Genomic DNA, 26,367 nt, shown 5'->3' with positions numbered 1-26,367 from the left:
TGCTGTTTTTATGCCTTTTTTTTGTTCTAAAGGCTTGGAATGATTCCCCCTTGGGCAGGTAAACCTATAAAACGCTACTGCTGGAGAGGAGCACACCTATGGAATTTATTTTGGTTCTTGCACTTATTTTAATCTTTACCAAACTTGCCGGTGATCTATCCGTCAGATTGGGTCAGCCTTCGGTACTGGGGAAGCTGATTGTGGGTGTCATCCTCGGGCCTGCAATTCTCGGTTGGGTTCAGCAAAGTGATTTCGTCCATTATATGGCCGAAATCGGGGTACTATTGTTGATGTTCATCGCTGGACTGGAGACCGATCTGGAACAATTGAAGAAAAACTGGAAAGCAGCCTTTGCCGTTGCTGTGGGTGGTATTATTTTACCATTCATCGGTGGATACGGTTCAGCCATGGCGTTCGGTATGTCACAGACACACGCATTGTTCTTTGGACTTTTATTCTGTGCCACGTCCGTCAGCATTTCCGTTCAGACACTAAAGGACATGGATCAACTCAGCTCTCGTGAGGGTACAACAATCCTTGGTGCAGCTGTTGTCGATGATGTTCTGGTCGTTGTCATTCTTGCTGTTATGATGAGCTTGCTGGGTACAGGCGGAGGAGACACTTCGATTTCTCTGCTTATTGGCAAGAAGCTGTTATTCTTTGTTATTATTATCGCTGCCAGCTGGTTCCTTGTACCACGCATCATGAAGTGGATGGCACCGTTAAAAGTAACCGAGACCGTCATTACTGCGGGGCTGATTATTTGTTTTGGATTCTCCTACTTTGCGGAGTGGATGGGTGTTGCCGGAATCATTGGTGCTTTTGCCGCTGGGATCGCCATCTCCCAAACCAACTTCAAACATGAAGTTGAAACCAAACTGGAACCGATCGCCTACGGAATTTTTGTTCCGGTGTTCTTTGTCAGTATCGGCTTAAATGTCACCTTTGACGGTGTGGGTTCACAGATTTGGTTTATTGTTGTCATCAGTATAATCGCCATATTAACCAAACTTCTTGGTGGCGGAGCTGGTGCACGACTGACTGGATTTAATATGTCATCTTCAATGGCCATTGGCTCAGGAATGATTTCTAGAGGTGAGGTTGCTCTCATTATCGCGTCAACCGGACTTGCTTCCGGCTTACTTGATCCGGAGTACTTTACGAGCGTAGTAATCATGGTCATAATCACTACACTTGTTACGCCTCCTCTGCTCAAAATTACCTTTGCACGCAAAAAGGGTGAAAAGCAAGTCGAAAGAGGAATTGAAGAATCACATTTAAGTGGGTAACTGTAAAAGAATATCTACGTTTAGCTTACCTGATGGCTTTGTGAAATATTTTTATTTTGGGAGATATTGGCTATATCTTCTTTAAAAGATTCAATACGGTCGTGAAGCACACGCCGCTTTGATCCATTCTTCCCCTTCAACATGAAGGTTAGAGGTGGTCAGAGCGGTTTTTTTTGTATTTTTACAAGTCATACGTATTCGTCACTCACTCAAGTTCGCTATATCGTAGATAACAAAAAAAGACCACCTTACACTCAAGAGGTCTTCCATCTTTGCCCGTTGTTACAACAGGCTGTCCCATTTTAAGTTAACACACCAACATAAAAACCAATCGAGATAAAGACAACACACCAGACGAATGCACCAATGCCCGATACAACTACGTATCTGCCAATTGCCATGCGGCTCATCCCTGAGAAACAACACATCAGATGACGAATGCCCGGAATGAAGTAACCGAGGATGATTGACCAGTATCCATATTTCAGAAACCACGACTCCACCCTGCTAAATCGTTTGGCATTCACGCCAATCCACTTGCCATACTTATCGAACAGCGGCCTGCCTGCCTTCTTGCCAATCATGTAGCTGAGCAGCCCTCCGGTAAATGCGCCACCGAAACTGACGGCGATGGATACGGAGTAATTCAATACCGAGATGGAGGCGAGATAACCGACAAACGTCATCATCACCTCATCCGGAATCGGCATGCCAATAACGCCAAGAGCCAGTAGTCCGTATATTGCGAAATAACCATATTGACCAATAAATTCTTTTGCAAATTCCATACTGACTCGCTCCTTATTTCGGTTCCACAATATCCTTCTCATGTGAGGCTAGCACTTGTTTTAGAGACGGGAATCGGATTTGGCTCACCATGAGACCGGATAATACAATAATGACAAGATAAGCTACACCATGTGTGAAATAAGGACTCCAGAGCGCGAAAAAGGACATCAGACCTCCGGCAAATGTAATCGGCATCCCGACAAAACCACTGCTTGCTGTCTTCTGACAGTTATAACGGGCCAGACGCAAAGCACCACATACCGGAAACAATGCAGTCAGGGCCATCCCCAGCACACTCACTTCAAGCATGGAATTCAGGTACAGAATCAGCACGGGTGCTGTTCCGAATGAAACTACATCCGCAAGCGAGTCCAGGGACTTGCCGAACTCACCCTCACAATGCAATTTACGAGCCGCAAATCCGTCAAACAGATCAAAGAACATCGCTACCCATATCATCATCACAGCCAGGGCAAATTCACCATGAATAGCCATAATGACTGCCAGCATGCCTGAACTCAGATTCCCCAAGGTTAAAATCGATGGTAAAGACTTCATAAGAGTTGACTCCCTTTCGTACTAGGCTTTAGGAAAAATAATATAAAAACGGACTCCATCCGGTGTATTCTCCACTCCATAACTGCACCCATGCAGATCAAGAATCTGCTTCGCAATGGCCAGACCGAGCCCGGTCCCCCCCATTTTACGATTACGTGAGCGTTCTACCCGATAGAACCTCTCCCATATATACTGCCGCTCAGCTTCAGCAATGTGCTCGCCCTTGTTTTCAATGGAAATATGGACAAAACCTTCACGCCTGCTGATCTCAATAGTTATATCGGTATGTGGTATTGCATGACGTATAGCATTCATCATGATATTGAAAATAACTTGCTCCAGCTTGCTTCGGTCACCCTCCACCGTCTGTTCTGTTGTGGATACAAGCACCACATCCAATCCTTTGTCCTTCAGTTGCGGACCCAAACGGCCGGCGATATCTTCAATCATGTCAGCCAGTGCAACCGCATCCGTATTCAATTGAACCGCTGAAGATTCCAGTCGCACCAGATCCAGCATCTCTTCAACCATCGTTTCCATTTTGATCGCCTCATCGGCAATGATCTCAATGTAACGTTCCCGTTTGCTCTCACTCACGCCATCCTTCAGCCCTTCAGAATATCCCTTAATAATGCTGATTGGTGTCTTAAGTTCATGTGATGCATCGGCAAAAAACTTGCGCTGACGCTGTTCAATCTCCTGCTTCATTTCCATATCTGTACGCATCTGCGTGTTGGCCTGCCTCAGCTCTTCCAGTGTCTGACCCAAGGTTCCCGATAAGGCATTGAGGCTGTTAGACAGACTGCCGATTTCATCATTACGCCGGATGGGTGATTTCACCGTGAAATCCAGTGTAGACATTTTCTTGGCGACATGGTTCAAGGCCAAGAGCGGCTTCGTTACAATTCGGGACAGGAGTAACGCCAGCAACAGAATCAATATAAATGCCCCTATGCCAAAATACGCATAGAACAAACGTGTTGCCTCATTCGCTTCCCTCATCTCCTGTAGAGAGGTGAGCGAGAAGATCAGTTGTTGCTCGGGTCCGGAACGATGCACTGGAGCAATGGTGATGACATTGCGAACACCGCTCCAGCTATCCATCCATTCTTCATTGAGCATTTTACCATTCGCCAAGGCCAGTTGGTCTTCGGTGGACAAAGGGAACCGGCTATCCAGTGCTTGCACCAGCAGTCCCTGCCTCTGACTCCACGTTGCCAGATTGGGAAGAACGACCTCGGTCAATACACCTGACCATTCCTTTACCGGTTCAATTGATTCCTGAAAGCTTTCAGTTCCCCATGCTGCAGAAGTGGCATCCTGGATTTTGAATGGATAGACCATGGATTCGCTGGCCGGACCTTTCACCGTCAGTTCTTGCCCATATTTCAGATGGGATGTAATCCAGCCAGCATTCTCACTATTGATAAACAAGGACAAGGACACTTTCACGTGACTTCCATCCTCTTGAAGCAACGTAATGTGGAACGGGTCATTAACCAGTCTTCCGGTATTCGTCAGAATGACCAGATGTGATTGATTCTGACGCATGAACTTCCCGGTCTCCTTAGCCAGCTGTAAATCACTCCAATGTCCATTGGAATATTGCTGTTCGAACTTGGACAGCTTTTTCTTCATACTGCTGACCTTTTGATGCTGATAGAAGTCGGGGAACCAGACCAACTGGGCAAAAACCGTCGTCCCATATAGAAGAACCAGACATCCTGCCATGACCAGGAAAAGCTTCATCGTTACGCCATTTCTTCTCATGCTTCTGCCTCGAAACGATATCCAGTGCCAATGACCGTCCGGATATACTTGGCTTCATCACCCAATTTGCTGCGCAACTTCTTGATGTGAGTATCCACAACACGTGAGTCCCCTTCAAAATCAAATCCCCAGATCCGATTCAAAATGGCATCCCGGGACAACACAATGCCTGCATTACGTACCAAGTAAAGCAACAGATCATATTCTTTTGGTGCAAGTTCCACTTCAATTCCGTCCTTCTCCAGACGTCTGGCCCATGGATCAAGGGTTACCTGTCCGAAGCGAATCATACCCTGCTCTCGTCCAAATGCACCTTCAACACGCTTCATTAATGTCTCCGCACGTGCAACCAGCACACGTGGACTAAACGGCTTGGTAACGTAATCGTCTACGCCCAGCTGAAATCCATGAATTTTATCGTCATCCTCGGACCGTGCAGTCAGCATGATAATAGGTACGGTGGATTGGGATCGAATATGCCCACATAACGTCCATCCATCCATTTCAGGCATCAAAACATCCAGAATAACCAAATCCACCTCATGCAGAGCCAACAGTTCCAGTGCCTGTACTCCATGTTCTGCTTCTATGACGTTCCATTGTTCTTTTATGAAATAATCGGCCACAATCTCACGAATGCGGCTTTCATCTTCCACCAGAAGCACTGTTCTGATCATGGCCGACTCTCCTTTTTAGATTTCTGATGATAACATACCTATTCCATGTGTCGTTCATGTGTCCATACATGTTTTGGAATGCTCCCATGATATATACGATTAATATAAGCCAAAAGTTACTAATTTTTATAAAAATTCGCATAAAAAAAGAAGCCATCAACGAGCAAGCTCCTGCTCATTGACAGCTACTTGAATGAAATCGAAGTGTGTTATCCAGAATTGATGCGCTACTGCGCGCTCCCTGGCAACACTTAGCGTTGTTGCTCCAGACGGTGTGCCACATGCAGTGTCGGGCCAACAAAACGGTTCAGCGGGAATCCGCCAGCAATCGCTTTGGTCACGAAGGCTTTACCTTCACGAACAGCCTCTTTCACTGAAAGACCACGAGCCAATCCTGCGGTAATCGCCGCAGACGTTGTGCAGCCCGCACCATGCGTATATCCGGAGCCGACAACATCGGCTTCAAACCATTCGTAGTTGGTTCCATCATAGAGTAGATCCATTGCTTTACCCGGGCTAATGACACCTCTGTCCTTGATCAGGACATGTTTCGAGCCATGGGCATGAATTGCTGCTGCCGCTGCTTCCATCTGTTCCTTGGAACGAATCGGTCCACTCTTCGCCAGTTGGGATGCTTCAAACAGATTAGGTGTAACCAGATCAGCACCTGGCAACAGGAATTCGATCATCGCTTCCGTATTTTCCGGTTGCAGTACTTCGTCTGTACCTTTGCAGACCATTACCGGATCGATAACGATCTGTGGCAGACCGCTACGGCGAATATGTTTTGCTACCAGTTCAATAATATCTACAGAACCGAGCATACCTGTCTTCATGGCATCAAAACCGATACCGTCCAGAACAGTGCGAAGCTGTGCTTCAACTACATTTAATTCAACAGGAAAGACCTGGTGATCCCATGTTTCGGGCTCCATTGCCACAACCGTAGTCAGTACGGTCATGCCATACACACCCAGCTCCTGAAAAGTTTTCAAATCAGCTTGAATACCTGCTCCGCCGCTCGTGTCCGAACCAGCTATTGTTAATGTTTTTGGAATCGTCATGGTAGTTGCATTCTCCTTCGTGTCTCAGTTGACATTATCCTATCCCTTGTACGAGCGGATGTCAATGGCATCTGAAGCCATACAGAGCATGGTTTTCCGAATGATTCAGTTCACATCTTTTGTCTCCAAACGAACCATGGACATCGAAGCAATCCATATCCCTATTGCTCCAAGGGTCAGAGGGATAATAATAAGCGAATGAATGGAAACTTCCGACCCGTTGAATCCGGAGCAGACAATCAAAACCAACAAAATGGACGAGACCATTGTAGTTGTAACAGAATGCTTACGCATACCGAAGAATAGGGGAATGAGTGCCATACACGCAGCCGATAAAGAACTCATACTGTACTTCACCAGAAGTCCCAATATATCCTGATTTGTCAATGATCCGGGAATGAAGGAGTAGAAATGATTAACAATCAACAGCAGTGAACCCATCAACAGGTCGGTAACCATAATCATCACAAATGTAAAACCAAACACGATAATCAATTTGGCAGCAATGATTTTATGACGCTGGATGGGATAGGTGAACATGACGTTCATCGTTTTATTTCTATACTCACTGATCACCAGCTTGGATAATAAAGCTCCTGCAAATATGATAAAGGTCGCTCTCACAAACGTATCGATAATCATAAAGGCGGTCTGGTAATCGGCATAGGCATAATCTTCTGCTCCCACATCCACGAATCCAATCATGATCAGGAAAAGAAGAATGGCTATGTTGGCAATACCTGCACCTGCAAAATTACGTGCAAAACGGTGCTTCCGCATCTCAAGTCTGATTAGTTTAAGCAACGTCTTCATCCCCTTTCACAAGCTTCATGAAGTGTTCTTCCAGGGAATGAGCCCGTTTGGATATCGATTCAATCTCAATGCCATGCTGAATCAGCTTGGTGTTCAGTTCCGATGGAATGATTCCCGGATCATAGATGCGTAACGTTTGGTCATCAACCAGTTTATAATTACTCAAACCAAGCTGGTGTTCAATGACATAGGTCGCTTTGCGGATATCCATCGCCTGTAACTCAATGTACTCATTTTGACTTCCACGAATGCTCTCCATTGATACTTCTTCCACCAAACGACCGCCGCGAATGACACCAACTGTGTCCGCAATCTGCTCTATCTCGCCAAGAATGTGACTGGAGACCAACAGGGTAATGCGATACTCATTACTAAGGCGCTTGAACAAATCTCGCATCTCCCGGATCCCTACAGGGTCCAATCCGTTGATCGGTTCATCCAGAATGAGCAGCTCAGGTGTGGTTATAAGTGCACGAGCCAGTCCCAGCCTCTGCTTCATGCCCAAGGAGAAGTCTTTGACCGCTTTCTTGCCCGTATCCTTCAGCCCTACCATTTCCATCGTGTTGTCGATGATCTTTTTGTTGTAGAATCCCATGTATTCACAGTGAAGTTCCAGATTCTCGCGAGCAGACAGCCTATCGTAGAAAAAAGGATATTCAATAATACTGCCCATTCGCTTCAGCACTTCATAGGAGGTCGGCGTAAGCTTCTCCCCAAACAGTTCTATCTCCCCTGTGGTTGGTTTGACGAGATTGGTGAGCATCTTCATGATGGTTGTTTTACCAGCACCATTTGGACCGAGGAATCCATAGATCTCACCTTGCTTAATATTCATATTGACGTTGGATACAACCTCCACCCCTTCATATACTTTGGTCACATCTATTGTTCGTGCGATATAATTCATCGTCCTTGTTCTCCTTTACGTCCCCTGTCCGGGTTCCTATATCTATATTGTAAAGAGAAAAGTCTTCTTTTTTATTAATCAAATCTTACAAAAACCTTAAGTCTGACCGGACACGCCAAACTCAGGGTCTACCAAGCCTTTAGGGTAACCGAGAATACAGTCCGTTGATGTGGCACACTATGCAAGTGAATACTTCCACCCATCCGCTCAACTAGCCGTTTCGTAATGGTCAGACCCAGGCCGCTGCCTTGATAGAGTCGATTGCGGGAATCCTCCAGTGTATACATTCGTTCAAACACACGACTATGCTCGCTTTCAGGAATCCCTTTTCCCTGGTCCCAGATCTGTAGCGTCACAGGTGCACCTATCGAATGATCAAGTGAAAGTCCCAGTACCTTACCCTCTGCCCCGTATTTCATTCCATTGGTAATGAGATTATCCAGCACACGGTCCAATGCTTCTTCATTCGCTTGCACGAAGATATCACCTTCAGGTATCTCTAGCTCCACGTGCAACCCCAGATTCGTCAACATTTCATAAAAGGAAAGCATCTTCAACCGGCATAATTCGCTTATATTCACTCGACTAAGCACTAGCTCCGTGTCTCCAGATTCCAGCTTTGCCAAGTCAAAAAAGGAATGGATCAAACGCAGCACTTCCTGCGCCTTATCTTGTATTTTCTCCGTCATAATCTTCCGTTCCTGATCGGTCAGTGATGGGCTGTGCAGCAAGGTCTCACTATAACCCAGCACAACCGTGAGCGGTGTTTTCAGATCATGTGAAATGTTGGAGAGCATATTACGCATCTCCTTCTCCTGATTCGCATAACCGGCCTTAGCGCGGTGCGCATGATCCAGCAGCTGGTTCATGTCTTTCAGAAGCTGACTGACTTGGTCATCACTATCGAATACAAGCAAGCGCTCAAAGGTGCCTTGGTCGAGAATTGTGGATATTTTCTGATGAATATAGGACAGCTGTTGGTTTCTTTTCCGGTATTTCAACCACAATACAATGAAGGCCATGGCCAGAATACCTGTCGTGATGGCAAAAATCAGTGTCATCCCTGCTCTGCCTCCAGCTTATATCCGATGCCCCAGAGTGTCTTGATATACTGGGGAGCCGAAGGATCTGCCTCCAGTTTCTCACGCAGACGACGCATATGTACGTTAATGATATTTTCGTCTCCATAATAATGATCGTTCCAGACGGAGGCGTAGATCTGAGCCTTGGTGAACACTTTGCCAGGATGGGTAACCAACAGCTTCAGAATTCCAAATTCCTTGGATGTCAGCTTGACGGGTGTGCCTTCACGTTCTACCTCGTACGTCTCCATGTCAACTACGAGTCCTCCAATGTGAATACGCTGATCTTTAGCCACTTCAGCCACGGGCGGAGTCGTATAATTGGCGCGGCGAATCGCAGCTTTGATGCGGGCAGTCAGTTCGATTAACGAGAACGGTTTGCTCAAGTAATCATCTGCACCGAAGCCCAGACCTAACGCTTTGTCCACCTCCCCATCCTTCGCAGACAGAATGAGCACAGGTACCAGACTGACTGCCCGAATGCTTTGCAGCACATCCATCCCACTCTTGCGAGGGAGCATCAGGTCCAGAATAACCAGATCATACCCGGGTTGTGACTGGCTGAACTGACGTTCTGCCTCTAAGCCGTCATATGCATAAGTGACGTCGTAGCCCTCTTTTTCCAGATAAGGTCCGACCATTTCACTAATTGAACGATCATCTTCAACAAGCAACAAGCGGTAACTTGACACGATTTCCCCTCCAACATGAACATTTTTTCTTTTATTACCTCACAGTTTGTTTGAATTGGCAATGACATACGAAAAAACCTGACAGGAGCACCACTTTGACATCAAGTGTGTTTCCTGCCAGGTCTATGAGTGTCTGTAGATAAATACTGGTGCTTCTAATCCCTATATCCGTTCTCACTGTGTATCCAGCACAGTCCAATGGTTCCTGCACCTGCATGGATACTCACCACAGGGATAAACGGCATGATTTCGGTCTTTAATCTAGGCAGCAGAGCTGCAATCTGTTTTTTGATTGTAACGGCTTCTTCCTGATTGTTCGCATGCATAATGCACACATGCTTTACTTTCTCCATATCCAGCTTGAGCATATCCAGCATGCGCTCTTTTGTCCGCTTGAACGTGCGAATCTTCTCATTCACAACCACTTTGCCCTCTTCAAATCGAAGCAGCAGATGGATCTTGAGCAGTTGACTGATGATCAGCTGTGTGCCCGACACCCGTCCACTGCGATGAAGATGCTGAAGACTGGCAGGTATGAGGTAAAAGGACATGTTATCAATCATCTGTTCAATGTTTACTTTGATCTCGGCAGCTGAACATCCCTGCTTCTGCCATTCCAGTCCTTGCATAATCATCTCACGGTGAGGATAGGCACCTGCCTTTGAATCAATTGCGGTCACCGTCACTCCTGCAATCTCTGCAGCCTGCATGGACGTATGCAGCGTTCCGCTAAGCGCTGTAGAGCAATGAATCGTAATAATCTCATCGTACTTGTCCTTGAGCGACTCATACAGTTCAATGAACTCGCCAATGGGTGGCTGCGAACTGCTCGCACGTGAAGCCTCTGCAAGTTTCTCATAGAACATTTCAGATGTAATGTCATCGGTTTCCCGGTAACATTCCTCTCCAAATACGATGCGCAGCGGTACGATGTAGATATGATTTTGCTCCGCAAAAACGGGATCCAGTGTACTGGTACTATCGGTGACCCATGCAATTTTCTTCATGACATCCTTCTCTCTTGCCGGATTGTTCGTTCTGTATCCTCAATCGTCAGGCACAAGCCCGGCGGTTTATTTAAAATTTGAATATTTCACATTGTAAACGTTTGCGATACTACCTCTCAATTATAAATGAACGGACAGACCGTTGTCTTGTGGCGCAATCATGAACACCCCTGTTAATACCATTATTAGCTAAAAAAATGTCTTGCCTGTGAAGGAATAAATTGGTATGCTGTTGTCCTTCTCTCTTTTTCGCCTTGACTGAAGTGAACGGAAACGCCGTTCAATCCACTTATCGGAGGTGTCACATGCTTTATTTCACTCTGGCTTCCAAAGCCTATTCCCGGAATCTGCAATACCGCGGGGCACACATGGTACATAACTTGGCAAGCGCCATGTTTGGTTACATGTATGCCTGCCTCTGGATCGGCATCGGGGCCGACCATAATCTCGGAGAATACGGGACACAGGGGATGATCAGTTACATTGCGTTCACGCAATCCTCACTCTGGATCTCGGGTTTTCTCACGAATGGATTGGGTATCCCCTTATCCGTCAGGACAGGGCAGATCGCACTGGATCTGATGAGGCCTGTTCATCTGTTCACCCACCTGATGGCACGCGAATGGGGGCAGATTGCCTACCAGTTCGTGTACAAAAGTATTCCGATCTACCTGCTCTTCTCCATTGTCTTTTCCCTGCATTGGCCCTCAGACGTTTCAACACTATTCTATGCCGCACTTGGTCTTGCCGGCGCCGCATACTTGTCCATCTGCATGAACTACATTATTGGTGCCACGTCGATGTGGACCACGGAGTCCTCTTGGCTTCACTGGTGCAATCACGCGATGATGAATCTGCTGGCTGGTTTTTTCATTCCGCTGGAATGGCTACCGGACTGGCTTGAACAACTTGCCTGGATATCACCCTACCCTTTCCTGCTCTATGTACCTACCCGAATCTATCTTGGTTTCGAAGATGGCTTCTTGTTATGGGGAACCTTGCTTTGGTGTATCTTCATGACGTTGATCTGTCTTGCGATTACCCAAGTGTTACGTCGTAAAGTGGAGGTACAAGGCGGATGAAGCGAACTTCCTGGTTCAATTTATATAAAATGCTGATTCGAACAAGCATCCGCAGCCGGATGCAATACAAGTTCAATTTCATCATGGCGTCCGTACTGGCCGCTTTAATTCAGATCTCCGAGTTTCTGATGGTTGCTCTGGTGCTGCACAAATTCGGAGCAATTAAAGGCTGGTCCCTCCATGAGATCGGTTATCTCTTCGCCATCATGACGTTATCCAAAACACTGTATCGGACATTCGGAAACGAAGTTCATCATCTGGAAAAATATCTGGTTAATGGTGAGCTTGATCAATTGTTAACACGTCCCATGCCTGTATTGCTGGCACTGCTGCCGCAAAACTTCCGCATCATGGCTGGGGAAGTCCTGCAAGGCGGGTTCATTCTCTGCTGGTCGTTGGCAGGCATGATGCACAGCGGACAGATCGGCTGGATAGCCATCCCTTTCTCCCTGTTCATTATCCTCACGGGGGCAGTCATTCTCTTTTCGATCGGACTTGCTACCGCCACACTCGGATTCTGGACCACGCGCATCGAGGAACTACAGACGATCACTGAAGATGCAGCACGAACGGCTGCCCAATATCCGCTAACGTTATATCCCAAATGGATGTCTGGCATTCTTTTAACGGTGATTCCGGTAGGATTCGTCAACTACATTCCGTCACTTTACCTGCTACGGGGTGAAGGAGGAGCGTGGATTCTTGTTGCTGTTGCTGCGGTCGCCGTACTGAGCTTGGCTGCAAGTCTGCGTTTCTGGCAATTCGGCATGACCAAATATCAAAGTACAGGTAGCTAAGGAGGCGTACCGAATCATGAACATGATCACAGCACGGCATCTGCAAAAGGAATTCAAAACTCCTGTTATTCGCGAAGGACATTTCTCAGGTCTACGTACGTTATTTTCACGTGAATATGTGTCCAAGGAAGCGGTACGCGATATCAGTTTTGATATCGGCCCAGGTGAGTTTGTGGGTTACATCGGTCCGAACGGGGCTGGCAAGTCTACCACGATCAAAATGCTGACAGGTATCCTGCACCCAACCTCGGGTGAGGTAAGGCTTGACGGTATGAACCCGCATCAGGACAGGCGCAGGACCGTTGGTCGACTGGGCGTTGTGTTTGGACAGCGCAGTCAGCTCTGGTGGGATCTGCCCGTGAAAGATTCATATGATATTCTAGCCGAGATGTACGGCGTCCGTGCCGAGGATAAAAAGAAACGGCTGTCCCAGTTCGCCGAGCTTCTGGACCTTGAATCGTTCTGGGCCACGCCTGTCCGGAAGCTCTCGCTTGGACAACGCATGCGTGCGGATCTCGCAGCTTCCATGCTGCATGATCCCGAACTGCTTTTTCTCGATGAACCAACGATCGGACTGGATGTGAACGCAAAGCGGAATATTCGTCAATTTCTACGTACACTAAATGAAACGTTTGGAAAAACGATTTTACTGACCACCCATGACATGGACGACATTGAGCAGCTATGCAGTCGGGTGATGGTGATCAATCACGGTCAACTTACATATGACGGCTCGATCCCTTCTCTGCGTGACACTATCGGTCTGCCGACACTTATCCGAGTTACGTATCGGGGTTCATTTCTTATGCCTGATACCATACCGTCCGCCATTCAGATCACAGGAGTGGAAGGGCAGATTGTCACCGTCGAAGTGAACCGGAAGGAATGGAGCACAATGGACATTCTGAAACAGTTGGAGCACTGGGGTGAGATTGAAGATGTAGAGATGAAAGAACCCGATTTCGAAGATATCATTCATCGGGTGTATTAGTCGGCCCATTTTGTAAGGAAATAGGATGAAGACCTGTTCTTACGCCGTTACATGAAAGAGGGACATGGCGTACTGTAATAATGGAGGTGAAGCGTCATGCGTGTGACCAAACATGTCCTTCTAACATCCAGCCTACACGCTACTCCCTACTTCATCGTACGTGGCATGATGCCGGGACCCGTGATGTTCATTACATCCGGGGTTCACGGGAATGAAACAGCGAGTATGGCCGCTGCGCAAAAACTCGCAGATGATATTGCGACAGGTCGTCACGCCATTCAGCGAGGGCTGTTAATTATCGTGCCACGCGTGAACCAACAAGCCTACGCAAAGAAAATCAGAGGCAAGCCAGATCTGAATCGTACGTTTCCACATCGTATGTCAGGCAAGGCCAAGCATCCGCTCGCTGCGGCAGTTTTTCAGCTGGCGCGTGAACATCGGGTCGACTGGTGGCTCGATCTGCATGAAGCCAACGGCCTGTCTCAACTGAGTTCACGAGTGCTTGGACAGACGTTGATCACCAATCCCGGCAGTCGGACGATTCCAGCTTGCAGAAGAGTTATCGAACGGATGAATCGGTCGATTGCCATTCGTGATCGTCATTTTAACCTCAAGCAACATGAATTGCCGGGATCTGCCCGTACAGCGGCTTCAAGACTATTACAAGCCCGTTCCGTCACAGTGGAGACCTGTTGGAGTCTTAAACGCTCGACCCGTATCAAGTATCAGACGAAGATTGTGCATCATTTTCTGCGTGAAGCGGGTATGTCATGATCAAGACCATAAGATAGAACTAAAAGAAACCTCGAACAGAGAGACCCCGAAGTACATCTTAAGGCGCTCTTTGTTCGAGATTTTACAGTTTATAACTCTTTCTTTTGTACCCTGAACGATTGAATATAATTGTCGATATCGTCCTCCGGTGTATGCAACAGTCGTGCCAGATGAATCTGCATCTGTTCCAGATGGTCAATATGTGTCTGAATGTCAGCGATGCGTTCACGTACAAGGGTTTTTAACGTATCCTTTTCCATGTCTTCCTGGCTGAGCAGTTGCAGGGTCTCTTGTATCTCTTTTAAGGAGTAACCCAGCAACTGGGCATCCTTAATGAACTTAATTTTGACCAGATAATCCTCGGTATACACCCGATATCCGTTGGAGGAACGACGGGGAGCAGGCAGAATTCCACTATCCTCGTAGTAACGGAGAGTTGCCATACTCACACCGGTACGCTTGGCCAACATTCCTCTTGTCATGGTTTCCATGCCTACTCCTCCACCCCTTCTGCGAATTTATTGTGTTTGTTTGTTGCGTATCTTGGTATACGTGGCATCATAAGTAACCTCAGAAAACTGAGATGCAGGGCCTTGCAATAACGGCTGCTCCTCTCCTTTGAGATAACGGTCAAAGAATGCGAGCGCATAGGATCTAGTTATATCCACATTATGTTCTGGCGTCATGCCTCTGGCAAATAGTTTCGGTGAAATTAATGAAATATCCGTAAAGCTTTGATGGAAGAAATTCTCCACCGTCAGATAATAGGTATCATTCAGACTGCTCGTCATCACATGGTCCAGATCCGGCTCAAACTCAGGGTAGAACACGTTATCTTTGGATGTAGCATTCGGATCGAAGCTTTTAGCCGTTTCACCAGACATGATGTACATAAAAGGTTGTTTTAATGACGTCTTGGAGACGCTGCCCCAGAAGCCGCCTTCCAGACTGAGTCCTGCACGTAAACGTTCATCCTGTGCGAGTGCTTCGGCTGTTGTAGCCCCGCCATAAGAGTGCCCCATAATGCCTGTATGATTCAGGTCAAGCCTGCCCTCCAGCAACTGATTTGGATCATTCCGGTTCCACTGTTCAAGCGTGTCGAGTACAAAACGTGCATCTGCTGCACGAATGCCTACCCCCTCCACATTATATTGATACAGTTCTTCTGACGTTGCAAATTCAGGCCCGGCTTCATAAGACACTTTACGCCCATCGGGGAAGGTAACGCGAGCTGAGGTATACGGATGATCCATACCTACAACAATATAGCCATGGCTGACCAGCTCCTCGACAGCAGTCATGCTCTGGAAACGGGCAGAACGGACACCGGGAGAGAACAGCACCACCGGATAAGAAGGGCTTGCTTCTGATATGGCTGCGCCTTTAACCACATGTGTCGGAATGGTATCAAGGTAGCTGAACACCTTGGGCGGGATACCAAATACCAGACTGATGGCTTCTCCAAGTTCAGACGGGTAAGACTCAGGAGTTATCCCCTTGGCATCCTCCGGGTTCACTGGATACCATACGTTAATCATCAGTTCCCGTTTGTCCCCGCTTTCCGGTGTAAACGTCTCTTCACGGGTTTCATCCACCAATTGTTGCGAAAATGTACCGATTGCAAACTGCCCCGTAGGATCAGGTATCGTAAATGCTGGAAAATACCAAGTGAGCAGTCCTGAGCCAGCGCCAGAGACCAGCGCCAGCATCGCAACCAGCGTGAGTTGAAGCCAAGAACGCCATTTCGGTTTCTGCTTCTCTGCAAAATGCCCAGTGACTCTGTTACGATACTCTTTCACTAACTTAATGATTAATACAATGAAGATTATGCCTGCAACAAGATACGTTGGCAGCAGCATCACGCGAAACGAATCTAATATACCGTGAAGCAGCAATGCTAATATCAAGGCAGCCGACATCCCTGCCGCAAGTTTCCGACGCTTTGAGTACATAGGTATACACAACGCTGCGCCAATCGTTACAAGTACCAGTATCCATTCCATTAGTTTCATCATTCATCCTCCAAACATGGTTGATGAAACAAGAATAAACCTTGAAGTATACTTCAAGGTCAAGGCTGAATTTCAGAAAAAAATTTTACCGAGGAATTCGTATATCCCATTTGCTAAGTTCGGTCAACGTACACGTTCCGGACGAAAAAGCCTTAATACCTGTTGAGTTCGGCCCAGGATATATCCGCCCTGTCATCACCTGCTCTCCCTGCTGAATGAACACCTCAATGGAGCTGACATCCATAAAAATATGAAGTTCCAGTTTCCCGTCAAGCAGCTCCACGGTCGCAGCACGTTCTCCCCCCGGCCCTTGTCCGGCCCGCTCGCGATTTAAGCATAGACGACGCTGCTGCACATCATAGGAAATCACGGTTTCTTCATCTTCACCCGTGCGCAGCTTCAACCCGAATTGTCGTGCCTGTTCCGCTTCGAATACAGCATACATTTCGTAACGGTCTCCGCTGATTCCAAGATCAAGATCTTGTTCATCACCTTTTAGATGTATACCGTACTGTTCGTTGCCATCCAACCTGTACTGTATAAGTTCGGGAAGCGGCTGGAATATCAATCGGTCTCCCCTACGAATTAGCTGTCTCGGCAGAGTCATCGCTCCAGCCCAGGCATGAGACTTTTGTGTCGGAATTTCCGTTTCCCACGTATCCATCCAGGCCACCATGATTCGTCGTCCCTGTGCATCCTCCATCGTCTGAGGTGCGTAAAAGTCGAAGCCACAGTCCAGCGGAACGTACTCCTCGTATTTCAGTACACCTTGGTCTTCATCCAGCGTTCCCATCATATAAACGGTTGAATGCAAGTTGCGATAGTTATCTCCCTGAGCAGGCATGCGCTGCGGAGACATGATCAGCACATCTCGGCCATCCAGTGTGAACAGATCGGGACATTCCCAATTGTCGCCAAGCGTCCCGTCACTCTGGGCCATAATGTTAACATAACTCCAATCCTGCAAGTCCGTTGAACGGTATAACAGAATGACACCTTTGCCCGTAGCATCATTCGATCCAAGGACACAATAGTACACACCGTTTCGTTCAAACACTTTTGGATCACGGAAGTCCTTGTGACTGGTATGCGCTGGGATTTGATCCAGTCGAATGACCGGATTCATCGCGCTTTTGACAAAATCAATTCCATTGTCCGAGACAGCGATATTCTGTGTCTGCAAGTAATCGTTATCCTTGTCGGGTCCAGTCACAACATGCCCCGTGTACATCAGCACCAACTTGCCATCCTGAACGATTGCACTTCCGGAGAAACAGCCTCCACTGTCGTAGCTCTGATCGGGTGCCAGTGCAACAGGCAGATAGGACCACATAACCAAATCACGGCTCACCGCATGTCCCCAGTGCATCGGCCCCCATACCGGCTCGTAGGGATAATGCTGATAGAACATATGGTACATCCCACCGAAGTATATGAAGCCGTTGGGATCATTCATCCAGCCCACCTCGGGCATCAAATGATAGGCCATTCGATAGGTTGGATCAACCTGATGTCGATGCTCCTTGATATATGTGTTGGCCCGGGCGAGTGTATAACTCTCCTTCGTTTGAGCCGAAGAACTCGTCAGTCCAAGGTCTGTCTCTTGCCTTGTGTCTGTCTCTTGCCTTGTGTCTATTTCCTGTTTCTCGTGTCGTTCCTGGTTCATATGTCCTTCACTCCTGTCTCTCTCTATATCACCCAACTGAACTTATTTGATAGCCCCTTGCATGACCCCCTGAATAATGTACTTCTGCGCAAACAGATACACGATCAGTACTGGCAGCAAGGTCAAGACCAGACCAGCCATCAATGGACCGTAATCAACTGTGTATGTCCCATAAAAATAAAATGTGGACAGCGGCAGCGTACGCTGCTCGGATGATGTCAGCACCAGGGAAGGCAGCAGAAAATCATTCCATATCCACAATACATTCAGCACGCTAATCGTTACGGTTGTTGGCAGTAACACCGGCAATACGATGCGAAAAAAGGTTTGCACTCTGCCGCAGCCATCCATTAGAGCCGCTTCTTCAAGCTCCAGGGGTATACTTTTGATAAAGCCATGATAGATAAATACGGCGAGCGGACTGCCAAAGCCAATATACATGTAGATCAGCGACCACTTGTTATCCAGCAGGCTGAGCGAGCCGTATATTTTAACCAGCGGAATCATAATAGCCTGAAACGGAATAATCATCGCAGCTACCATCAGGAAAAAGAGATACTGATTCACCTTGCTTTTGTGACGAACAAAGTAATGTGCTGTCATCGCCGCAAAAAGAGCAATCAGTAATACACCTGCAATGGTTATGAGCAACGAATTGCTGAAGGCGGATACATATCCCATTTTGTCAAACGCATTGACATAATTATCGAATTGAAAGGAGCTTGGTAACCCTAGCGGATCGGAAGTAATTGACTGGTTAGCCTTGAACGAATTGACGATGAGAAGTACAAACGGAAATACAAACAAAATCATCACAACGATTAATGCACTAAACTTTATCCAGTTGAAAATGCGCGATTGTCCAGCCATCATGCCTCGACCTCCAGTTTTTTGCTGAAATAAACCTGGAGCAGTGTAATGGCGGCTACAAGGATAAACAGCACAAAGGCTTCTGCCTGCCCCAATCCGTAGTCACGAGCAAGAAAGGCCTGCTCATAGACATGCATGGATACCATCTCGGTGCTCTTGAAGGGCCCGCCACTGGTCAGGGAGACGTTCAGATCATACACCATGAAACCCCGTTGCAGTGACAAAAAGATGCAGACAATAAATGAAGGAACCATCAGCGGCAATACAATGCGCGCCAGCATTTTCCGATTACTTGCCCCATCTATGCTGGCTGCTTCCATAACATCCTTCGGCACATTCATCAGTCCTGCAATGTAGATAACCATCATATAGCCGGCATACTGCCAAACGGTCACCACAATGAGTGCCCAGAACGCTTTGTCCGGGTCAGCCAGCCAGGAGGTGGAAAACAGAGTGAGGTTCATTTTTTGTCCTGCAAAGACGAGTACCTGATTAAAAATAAACTGCCAGATGAAACCAAGCACGATTCCACCCACCAGATTCGGCAGGAAAAATCCGGCCCGAAACCAGCCCTGCGCCTTCATTCCCCGGGTTACAGCGTAAGCGAGCAGGAAAGCAACCGCATTGGTGAGCACAACGGTAATAAATACGTACTCCAGCGTCATCCCGAATGATTTCCAGAACACGGTGTCCTTGAACACACCAATATAATTATCCCAGCCAACAAAGTTTTGATCGATGGCAATGCCATCCCAGTTCGTAAACGTCAAATAAATACCATACAGAAATGGAATAATCATCACTGTAGCAAACGCAAATAATGTCGGGCCAGTAAAGATCAGGCGGGTTCGCAGACGTGTCCATAATCCTTTTTCGGTCAGCATTGTCAACCTCCACTCTATTTCCAAATAATTAGCCTAACGGTTATGCCGGAAACAAGTCGAACAGACCTCGTGTGGAAGCTGTACATTCATCATCTCCGGCGTACCGCAAGTCTCTCTCTATGTGCTGCTCAGGGCTAAAATTAATTCCTTTATTTCACGTTGCTCCAGTATGCCTGAATTTCGCTGGCAAGTCCGGCACGGTCAATGACGTCAGCCAAGTATTTCTGCATGGATGCTCCCAGTTTGGACCAGTGATCCGCAGGAAGTGTACTCATTGATTCCTCGATTTTGCCTGCCTTGATGTATTCACTAATGGACTTGCCAAGCGGATCGGTTGGCTCCAGTGTGATGTTGCTGAATGCCGGAATAATACTGGCTTGATTTACCAGGAAATCCTGACCCTTTTCGTTATAAACAATCCACTCCAAGAATTTCTTCGCAGCTTCCTGCTGCGCTGGTGTGCTCTTTTCCTTATCCAACAATATTCGTTTGGATACGGCAGCAGAGATTTGCGTATTACCGAAATCATCCGCATTATTGCTCACAGGTACTGGCAGGAAGCCGTATTTCCCATCTGCTGTATCAAAGCTTGAAATTTGCGGCCATGCCCAGTTGCCCTGGAACCAGATGCCAACCTCACCCTTGCCAAGCACCTCAGGTCCACGCTCATAAGTTCCGGACAGGGGAGAAGCCTTGTCAATATTGTAGGTTTTCATCAGATCAAATGTATTTAACAAGCCATTAAACACGGCGTTGGAAGCAAGGTCCACTTGACCTGCCTTCAGATCAGTAATGAATTGATCCACCTTCGCACGATCCGGCGACTGCCCACCATATGCAAGCCCAAGATAATGCGCACCAAGCGACCAATCCATCGGAGATACAATCAAAGGTGATTTTCCAGTAGCAGCGATCTTTTGGAACAGCTCATCAAGCTGTGCAGTGGTCTGTACAGACTTTGGATCGAATGTCCCACCTACCGCCTGATCCAAGACATTCTGGTTATAGATGAATCCATATCCTTCAATAGAGAACGGGAAGGCATAATTTTTGCCATCAAACGTTGTAGCCGCTGTGCTGTTCTCCACAGCGTCCTTCATCCAAGACTCGGATGTGAGATCCAGAACACGATCCTTGAATTTCTCGACATCCCCTGTATCCAGCATCATCATCGTTGTAGGGCCGCCGGAAGCATACAAAGCAGACGCTTTTTCAAACGGAGACTGTCCACTGCCTACAGGTACAATTTCAAGTGTGACATTTGGATTTTCGGCATGGAAGTCTTTAGCCGCTTGCTCCAGCTGACTGTTAATTTCCGACTTGGAATTGAGCAAGGTGATTTTGACACTCTCACTGCTGCTCTCCTCTGAGGAGGGTTTGGACTCCGTCGCTGCTTTACTTCCACATGCCGACAATACAAGCATCATAATCAAAGACAATACCGATAATTTCATCATCCATCTCTGTTCTCTTTTCATCTTGTTATGGCCCCCGATCAGTAGTTTAAAAGGAAACGCTTACAAATCGAATTATAATGTCAAAGGTTTGACATGTCAATCGTTTGACATATTATTTTAAAAAAATTTTGCGCCTTGTTTTTTTCGTGGCAAAAGGACAAACAGGAAAAAACGACCTGTATCAGGTCGTCTCTCTCTCCACTAAGGTAACTGGCAAAATATGCTCCATTCCGATCTTCTCTTCCGCGAGCTGGCGCCGAATCAGATCAATCGCCAGCTTAGCCATGGCCTCCACCGGCTGCCTGATCGTTGTTATGCCAGGTACCGTATACGCTGCCGCACGACTGTCATCATAACCTACAATAGCGATATCGTCAGGTACCCTGCGCCCCCCTAACATGATCTGCTTCAGCGCATGCACCGCCATCAGATCACTCGTTACAAAGAGCCCATCCACCTCCGGGTGTTGTGCAAGCAGCTTATCCACCAATTCCGTATACTGATGCTGATCAAACACATTCAGATCGGTTTCATGAATCATGACCGGCTTGACTCCATGAGCCTGCAATGTATCAACGAAACCTGTCGTCCGGCGATTGGACAGCATTTGCAATTCCAAATTACCGCAGATATGTGCCAGATTCCGTCTGTTCTTCGAGAGCAGCAATTCAGCAGCCATAACCCCTCCCTGATAGTTATCAGATGAGATAAACGGGATGTCTTCACCGATCTTACGATCAAAGGTCACGATTGGGGAATGCAGGTTCATATACTCATCGACTTCAAGTGTATGACTTCCCATAATAATGCCATCTACGCGATTACCCTTGAGCATTTCCACATATTCACGCTCTTTGGAAGGGTCCATGTGGGAATTGCATAACATAATTTTAAATCCATTCTGGTATGCATGGTACTCAACATAGTTAGCCAGTTCTCCAAAAAACGGATGGGATACATCGGGAATAATCAAGCCTATAACATTGGATTGTTTACGCAGAAGAGAACGGGCAATTTCGTTGGGTCGATAGTTCAGTTCGTCCATGGTTTGATACACTTTGTCCCGAGTCTTCTGACTGATATATCCCCGGTTGTTTAATACACGCGAGACGGTAGTTACAGAAACTCCTGCCCTGAGTGCAACATCATGAATTGTTGCCATAACAGCCTCTTTTCCTACAACATTCTTCATACAGATATTATTATAAACCTATTGCTAACCCTGAACCAATCCGCGGTATCTGCCCGCTCTTTCATTCCGCTACAATTCTCGATCTCGGCATGCTATGCATTGCTCCGTGCGTAACATGGACCTGTACCACATACGTACCTGGTTCTTCAAAGGTATGCTGGATTTCATACAGCCCTTCCTCTGTCTCATTGGCAGTAATAGCCCCCTGATTCTCCAGTTCTTCAGCTGTCATCATACCTTGCTCCGGAGATACAGAAGGCGGATCATCAAGCTCATTCCAGATCTGGAATTGCACATTGTCGGCATGACTTAACGGTGCATCTCCCTGTGTAAGCTTCACCTGCAACCGTGTTGGTTTATGAAGAGTAGCCTTCTCCGGAACGTCAAGTTTCACCCGGACCATCTCTGGCATCTCCCCGGAAGCAGACTGCTCCTCATAGGAGCAGCCAGCGACCAAAAACATGAGCACCAAAAAGGGCATGAACCAACGAGCTTGTCCGCTCATCACCATCTATCCTTTCTTATCAAGAAGATTTGGGTGTTTTGCCGATACCCCACAGCATCACAATGATGATAATAAAGGCGATCAGTGCCAGTAGTGGAATGGTGATGAAACCAAACCAGTTCAAATAGTCGGTATAACACGGAACCTTGCCACACGCTACGGCATTACCTGTAGCCGAAAAAATACGCTGGATCGTTACATGATATAGCGAAATGCTACCCCCGACAAAACTAAGTGGGAGTACGTATTTGGTGATGCCCACGTCATCCTTAAAGTAGGCAATGCCCAGCAAAATGGTTAGTGGATACATGAATATACGCTGGTACCAGCACAGATCACATGGTAGATATCCCTTGATCTCACTGAAATAGAGACTCCCCCCTGTTGCGATAACCGAAACGGCCCAAGCAACAAATAACCGGGTATCCACATTTCTCGCTGGGCGCTCCGATTTTGATGATGTACTCATTCCTCTGTCCCCCCTCTTCATTTTGCTTATACCAAATGATCATACATCATTATAGACTCCATCGGCTATTCAAGCTGTTATGTAGGTCATTACCCAATGATTATACCAAATATTTGAACTTATGGGTTCATTCATGGTCACATTGAATGTACTCATCCTTTTCCATTCCTTTTTTCCTTGCATACGTATTTCCCCAGTCGCACATCGTGTTCAATACCGGAACAAAAGATCGTCCAAGATCAGTTAAACTATATTCTACTTTTGGCGGGACCTCCTTGAATATTTCCCTGTGAACAAGTCCATCGCTCTCCAACTGTTTCAATTGGTCGGTTAAGACCTTTTGTGTGATTCCAGGTATCAATTCATAGAATTCCTTGGTTCGTACCGATTGTTGACTCAGAAAAAAAAGGATAAGACACTTCCACTTCCCTCCAGCGATATCCATGAAAATATTTATTCCAGTATTATATTTAACCAATGTCCCGTCACTCCCCAATAGATACTTTAAAGTGGTTATACCACCTTTTTGTGCGTTATTTTCGTATTTGTTATTGCCTACTATAATTCAAGGGAGCTCAAAATAACAACGATGGAGATGATTTTGTGAGTGTACAAACCATTTTGGAAAAACGACGTTCCGTTCGTCATTTTGATTCAAATTATACGATAAGCCCAGTGATTCTGACATCGCTCATTGAATCTGCAAGCAAGTCACCGAATGGGAATAATATTCAAGCCACCCGGTACCTAATTATTGATGATCCCGACTTGCGGAGCACATTGCTGCCTATAGCTTTTAATCAACAACAGGTGATGGATGCTTCAGCATTGATCGTCATGTTGGGGGATTATCAGGCATTTGAGCAAGATAACATCATCAACATTCACGAAGAAGGTTTTCAGTCGGGCTATTTTGATGCATCACTCCGAGATTATCTGGCGAATGCGGCAATACAATACTATGCCAACAAATCCGATGAAGAGCTGAAGTTGGAGTTAACCCGAGATGTAAGCCTGGCATCGATGTCATTCATTCTGCTCGCCAATGAAGCCGGTTTCGAAACCATAACTATGTCAGGTTATGATTCCGCTCAATTAAAAGCCAGCCTGAATATTTCCGATAGATACTTGGATGTCATGCTGATCGCTGTTGGCAAAGGTATTAAAAATGGACATCGAACGGTACGTCATCCTGTTCATCAAATTATGTATCGCAATACAATAACTTCCTTAGGATAACAAAAAGAAGCTGCCGTATGGGGCAGCTTCTTTTTAATTCATTCGTATTAAACTCTTCTTATTACATGGATTTGGTCAACGTAATGGAACCATCTTTTTGTGCCCATTTCACGTCCCAGTTCAGAAGTTCAGCAATGAAACGCAGAGGTACTTGCGTACGTCCATCTTTATTTACAAATACCGTTGCACCCACGTTTTTCTTCACGCCGTTCACTTCCATAACGTTGTTGTTCACCCAGAATTCAAGGGTATCATCGCCAGCCATTACCGTTACTTGTTGTGCTTTTTTGTCCCATTTCACCGTTGCACCGATACCTTCACTCAAGAAACGCAGTGGAATATAGGTTGTGTTTTTCCAAAGCACTGGTGTGGTGTCCATGTTGGTCGTTTTGTCGTTAATTTTCAGCATTTTGCTGTTCAGTTGCATCCACACCGTTGTCATTTCTGGCGCTGGTGCAGGTGTTGCTGGCTCTTGGAATTTGTCGTTAAATTGAGTCACGATGGCGTTACCCAAGGCTTGACCTACACCAAACATCACTTTGAAGCCTTCACGATTGGTTGTGTAGGAAGCATCATAGTTGCCTGCTGCATATTGATCCAATACGTTTTGCACTTGATTTTCATGTGTTGTCAGCGCATGTTGTCCTGCTGCTTTGGGCAGATTGCCAGCTGTTGCGGAATCCAGGAATGTAGCGAACTCTGTTGTAAAACCATCAATACGTTTCTCTACTGCTGCACGAGCGGTAGCATCGTTGTTTTTAACGGCTTTTACATAGTCGCTTTGCGCATTAACGTGATTCGTTACCCAAATTTTCTCGAAAGCATTTGCACCATCGTTACCGTAAACGGAAGCAATCGCTGCTTTGAAGTCAGCTGTGTTTCCAGCTTCAGCTGTAATCAGTGCGTTGGAAGCGGATGTACGACCATCATATTCCTCTTGCATTTGCAGAGCCGAAAGCGCAAAGTGCTCAGAAGCCAAATGGTTGAGTGCAGATCTCAGATCAGCTGCTTTTGTATCCGCTTTGGTATTTTCAAATTTCTCAGGCATTTGTGTAGTAATTGCTGTGGAAAGTGCCTTACTTACGTCGAACATTTCTTTGAACCCTTCACGGTAAGCCTTGTATGCATCAGCGTAATCTCCAGCTACATACTCATCAAATACTTTTTGTACGAGATCTTCATGTACTTGCAGCGCCTGTTTGGCTGCTGCTTTTGGCAATTTGCCTTCGGTAGCTGTGCTCAGGAACGTGGAGAACTCATCCACAAAACCGTTGATGTTGGCCTGTGCTTGTTTGATCCCAGCCTGGTTGCCCATTTTGGTTGCTTTCACCAGATCATCTGTGTATTTGTTATGAGCGCGGAAGATACGTTCGAATTCTTTGGCACCTGCCTCACCATATAGGGAAGCAATCGCTGGTTGCATATCCAGTGCATTCTGGTCGAGTGCTTTGTAGGCTGCATCTGCATCTTTTGCTCCGTCATATGCTTTTGCCATTGCCGTTACTGCGAGTGCAAAGTGCTCGGACAGCAGGTGGTCCAGGTTTGCTCTCAAGTCAGCCGCAGGTGTATTTACGGATGCTTTCATCATTGTCATTGGTGTCTGTGGGGCGGAAGCTGCTCCAGCGATTCCCGGCATCAACAGTGTCAAGCTAAGTACAGGTGCGATAAACTTCTTCATTTTCATTTTCATTACGTGTTCACTCCTCGATTATGTTTTGTGTATAATTTCTTTCCTTGTCGTCGTCTTCATAGGGTGTAACGCAGGGTTCTCTAATCTGGAT

General features: G+C 46.7%; 27 protein-coding genes. 6 read left to right on the top strand and 21 right to left on the bottom strand.

The window, feature by feature from the left end; translation table 11 throughout:
• The first annotated feature begins 98 nt into the window (after positions 1 to 98).
• Positions 99 to 1,289 (top strand): cation:proton antiporter, encoded by a 1,191-nt coding sequence (locus FE296_RS08845; RefSeq protein ID WP_124118154.1) that lies wholly within the window; start codon positions 99 to 101, stop codon positions 1,287 to 1,289.
• A 302-nt stretch (positions 1,290 to 1,591) separates the two neighbouring features.
• Here FE296_RS08845 and FE296_RS08840 read toward each other — a convergent pair whose 3' ends face one another.
• From FE296_RS08840 to FE296_RS08795, 10 genes are all read right to left on the bottom strand, one after another.
• Positions 1,592 to 2,077, bottom strand: coding sequence for a DedA family protein (locus tag FE296_RS08840; RefSeq protein WP_091019228.1), 486 nt, complete (start codon positions 2,075 to 2,077; stop codon positions 1,592 to 1,594).
• A gap of 13 nt (positions 2,078 to 2,090) precedes the next feature.
• Complete coding sequence (gene pssA, locus FE296_RS08835; RefSeq protein WP_124118155.1) at positions 2,091 to 2,636, bottom strand: CDP-diacylglycerol--serine O-phosphatidyltransferase; 546 nt, start codon at positions 2,634 to 2,636, stop codon at positions 2,091 to 2,093.
• A gap of 21 nt (positions 2,637 to 2,657) precedes the next feature.
• Entirely contained in the window at positions 2,658 to 4,406 is a 1,749-nt protein-coding gene (locus FE296_RS08830) for a sensor histidine kinase (protein ID WP_124118156.1), read from the bottom strand.
• Positions 4,403 to 5,083, bottom strand: a complete 681-nt coding sequence (locus FE296_RS08825; RefSeq protein WP_124118157.1) for a response regulator transcription factor — start codon at positions 5,081 to 5,083, stop codon at positions 4,403 to 4,405. Before FE296_RS08825 ends, FE296_RS08830 begins: the two co-directional genes overlap by 4 nt.
• A 251-nt stretch (positions 5,084 to 5,334) precedes the next feature.
• A complete protein-coding gene (gene thiD / locus FE296_RS08820) occupies positions 5,335 to 6,147 on the bottom strand; it encodes a bifunctional hydroxymethylpyrimidine kinase/phosphomethylpyrimidine kinase (protein WP_017692191.1) in 813 nt (270 codons plus the stop codon).
• Between the two features lie 105 nt (positions 6,148 to 6,252).
• Positions 6,253 to 6,951: an ABC transporter permease gene (locus FE296_RS08815; protein WP_190945095.1), complete on the bottom strand. Its 699-nt coding sequence runs from the start codon at positions 6,949 to 6,951 to the stop codon at positions 6,253 to 6,255.
• Positions 6,944 to 7,867, bottom strand: a complete 924-nt coding sequence (locus tag FE296_RS08810) for an ABC transporter ATP-binding protein (RefSeq protein WP_150364771.1) — start codon at positions 7,865 to 7,867, stop codon at positions 6,944 to 6,946. Before FE296_RS08810 ends, FE296_RS08815 begins: the two co-directional genes overlap by 8 nt.
• Before the next feature lie 128 nt (positions 7,868 to 7,995).
• Positions 7,996 to 8,928, bottom strand: a complete 933-nt coding sequence (locus tag FE296_RS08805) for a sensor histidine kinase (RefSeq protein ID WP_150364770.1) — start codon at positions 8,926 to 8,928, stop codon at positions 7,996 to 7,998.
• Positions 8,925 to 9,590 carry a response regulator transcription factor gene (locus FE296_RS08800; protein ID WP_411860570.1) on the bottom strand — a complete coding sequence of 222 codons (666 nt, stop codon included), beginning with the start codon at positions 9,588 to 9,590 and terminating at the stop codon, positions 8,925 to 8,927. Before FE296_RS08800 ends, FE296_RS08805 begins: the two co-directional genes overlap by 4 nt.
• Before the next feature lie 206 nt (positions 9,591 to 9,796).
• Positions 9,797 to 10,648, bottom strand: a complete 852-nt coding sequence (locus FE296_RS08795) for a DegV family protein (protein ID WP_124118162.1) — start codon at positions 10,646 to 10,648, stop codon at positions 9,797 to 9,799.
• Positions 10,649 to 10,953: 305 nt separating this feature from the next.
• Here FE296_RS08795 and FE296_RS08790 point away from each other — a divergent pair, with 305 nt between their 5' ends.
• The 4 genes from FE296_RS08790 to FE296_RS08775 all read left to right on the top strand — a co-directional run bounded on the left by FE296_RS08790 (position 10,954) and on the right by FE296_RS08775 (position 14,292).
• Positions 10,954 to 11,730, top strand: a complete 777-nt coding sequence (locus tag FE296_RS08790; RefSeq protein WP_150364768.1) for an ABC transporter permease — start codon at positions 10,954 to 10,956, stop codon at positions 11,728 to 11,730.
• Positions 11,727 to 12,527, top strand: coding sequence for an ABC transporter permease (locus FE296_RS08785; RefSeq protein WP_124118164.1), 801 nt, complete (start codon positions 11,727 to 11,729; stop codon positions 12,525 to 12,527). Before FE296_RS08790 ends, FE296_RS08785 begins: the two co-directional genes overlap by 4 nt.
• Before the next feature lie 22 nt (positions 12,528 to 12,549).
• Positions 12,550 to 13,518, top strand: coding sequence for an ABC transporter ATP-binding protein (locus tag FE296_RS08780; RefSeq protein WP_150364794.1), 969 nt, complete (start codon positions 12,550 to 12,552; stop codon positions 13,516 to 13,518).
• Positions 13,519 to 13,614: 96 nt separating this feature from the next.
• Positions 13,615 to 14,292, top strand: coding sequence for a M14 family metallopeptidase (locus FE296_RS08775; protein ID WP_124118165.1), 678 nt, complete (start codon positions 13,615 to 13,617; stop codon positions 14,290 to 14,292).
• An 89-nt stretch (positions 14,293 to 14,381) separates the two neighbouring features.
• Here FE296_RS08775 and FE296_RS08770 read toward each other — a convergent pair whose 3' ends face one another.
• From FE296_RS08770 to FE296_RS08725, 10 genes are all read right to left on the bottom strand, one after another.
• A complete protein-coding gene (locus FE296_RS08770; RefSeq protein ID WP_150364767.1) occupies positions 14,382 to 14,783 on the bottom strand; it encodes a MerR family transcriptional regulator in 402 nt (133 codons plus the stop codon).
• Between the two features lie 27 nt (positions 14,784 to 14,810).
• Positions 14,811 to 16,304 carry an alpha/beta hydrolase family protein gene (locus FE296_RS08765; protein WP_150364793.1) on the bottom strand — a complete coding sequence of 498 codons (1,494 nt, stop codon included), beginning with the start codon at positions 16,302 to 16,304 and terminating at the stop codon, positions 14,811 to 14,813.
• 85 nt (positions 16,305 to 16,389) lie between these two features.
• A complete protein-coding gene (locus tag FE296_RS08760) occupies positions 16,390 to 17,970 on the bottom strand; it encodes a glycoside hydrolase family 32 protein (protein ID WP_150364766.1) in 1,581 nt (526 codons plus the stop codon).
• Positions 17,971 to 18,012: 42 nt separating this feature from the next.
• The gene (locus tag FE296_RS08755; RefSeq protein ID WP_411860568.1) at positions 18,013 to 18,843 is read right to left on the bottom strand and encodes a carbohydrate ABC transporter permease; all 831 of its coding nucleotides are present in this window, start codon (positions 18,841 to 18,843) and stop codon (positions 18,013 to 18,015) included.
• On the bottom strand, positions 18,840 to 19,724 hold the full coding sequence (locus FE296_RS08750; RefSeq protein ID WP_091019202.1) for a carbohydrate ABC transporter permease: 885 nt from the start codon (positions 19,722 to 19,724) through the stop codon (positions 18,840 to 18,842). Before FE296_RS08750 ends, FE296_RS08755 begins: the two co-directional genes overlap by 4 nt.
• 149 nt (positions 19,725 to 19,873) lie before the next feature.
• Entirely contained in the window at positions 19,874 to 21,202 is a 1,329-nt protein-coding gene (locus tag FE296_RS08745) for an ABC transporter substrate-binding protein (RefSeq protein WP_150364765.1), read from the bottom strand.
• Between the two features lie 160 nt (positions 21,203 to 21,362).
• Positions 21,363 to 22,343 (bottom strand): LacI family DNA-binding transcriptional regulator, encoded by a 981-nt coding sequence (locus tag FE296_RS08740; protein ID WP_150364764.1) that lies wholly within the window; start codon positions 22,341 to 22,343, stop codon positions 21,363 to 21,365.
• A gap of 91 nt (positions 22,344 to 22,434) precedes the next feature.
• Positions 22,435 to 22,878 (bottom strand): FixH family protein, encoded by a 444-nt coding sequence (locus FE296_RS08735; protein ID WP_190945093.1) that lies wholly within the window; start codon positions 22,876 to 22,878, stop codon positions 22,435 to 22,437.
• A gap of 19 nt (positions 22,879 to 22,897) precedes the next feature.
• Positions 22,898 to 23,347 (bottom strand): disulfide oxidoreductase, encoded by a 450-nt coding sequence (locus FE296_RS08730; protein ID WP_150364762.1) that lies wholly within the window; start codon positions 23,345 to 23,347, stop codon positions 22,898 to 22,900.
• Between the two features lie 127 nt (positions 23,348 to 23,474).
• Positions 23,475 to 23,792, bottom strand: a complete 318-nt coding sequence (locus FE296_RS08725) for a winged helix-turn-helix transcriptional regulator (RefSeq protein ID WP_190945103.1) — start codon at positions 23,790 to 23,792, stop codon at positions 23,475 to 23,477.
• A gap of 176 nt (positions 23,793 to 23,968) precedes the next feature.
• Here FE296_RS08725 and FE296_RS08720 point away from each other — a divergent pair, with 176 nt between their 5' ends.
• Positions 23,969 to 24,586 (top strand): nitroreductase family protein, encoded by a 618-nt coding sequence (locus tag FE296_RS08720; protein WP_223868822.1) that lies wholly within the window; start codon positions 23,969 to 23,971, stop codon positions 24,584 to 24,586.
• A gap of 61 nt (positions 24,587 to 24,647) precedes the next feature.
• Here the strand turns inward: FE296_RS08720 and FE296_RS08715 are convergent, their stop codons facing one another.
• Positions 24,648 to 26,270 (bottom strand): copper amine oxidase N-terminal domain-containing protein, encoded by a 1,623-nt coding sequence (locus FE296_RS08715; RefSeq protein WP_150364791.1) that lies wholly within the window; start codon positions 26,268 to 26,270, stop codon positions 24,648 to 24,650.
• Between the last annotated feature and the right edge of the window lie 97 nt (positions 26,271 to 26,367).

This window comes from Paenibacillus sp. UASWS1643 (assembly GCF_008693195.1).
Taxonomy (GTDB): domain Bacteria; phylum Bacillota; class Bacilli; order Paenibacillales; family Paenibacillaceae; genus Paenibacillus; species Paenibacillus amylolyticus_B.
This window is presented reverse-complemented; position numbering and strand designations above follow the sequence as displayed.